The 394-nt window shown below is 38.6% G+C and carries 1 protein-coding gene and 1 pseudogene; both read left to right on the top strand.

Annotation, left to right across the window (positions count from 1 at the left end):
* Window positions 1-111 (top strand): annotated as a pseudogene (locus KH893_RS13140) (Sua5 family C-terminal domain-containing protein); the annotation flags it as partial.
* A gap of 29 nt (window positions 112-140) precedes the next feature.
* Window positions 141-394, top strand: a 254-nt coding sequence (locus tag KH893_RS12785) for a uracil phosphoribosyltransferase (RefSeq protein ID WP_281166395.1), incomplete at its 3' end; no start/stop codon positions are given.

Here is a 394-nt window from a genome sequence, read left to right as displayed (position 1 = left end):
CCAGAAAGATGTCAAAACGATTTATGTTGAGTCTTTGCCAAGCAAGGAATTGGAGAAGCCTATATGAATCGTTTGGAAAAATCAGCTGGCGGCCAACATTGTGGATTGTAATGATAGTATAGAAAAGGGTTCTTAAAAACATGTCTAAATTTACCGTAATCAATCATCCATTGATCCAACACAAATTGCGAATTTTACGTGACACAATTACCAGTACGAAGGATTTTCGTGATCTGGTTAATGAAATTGCGATGCTGATGGCTTATGAGGTCAGCCGTGATATGCAGTTGGAGGATGTTGAAATAGAAACACCTGTTGCTCATGCGACAGTTAAACAATTAACTGGAAAAAAAGTTGCCGTTGTACCAATTTTACGAGCTGGTTTGGGAATGGT

It is taken from the genome of Liquorilactobacillus sicerae (assembly GCF_029916425.1).
GTDB classification, from domain to species: domain Bacteria; phylum Bacillota; class Bacilli; order Lactobacillales; family Lactobacillaceae; genus Liquorilactobacillus; species Liquorilactobacillus sicerae.
Note: the sequence above shows the minus strand (reverse complement) of the source record. Positions and strands in the feature narration are given on the sequence as shown.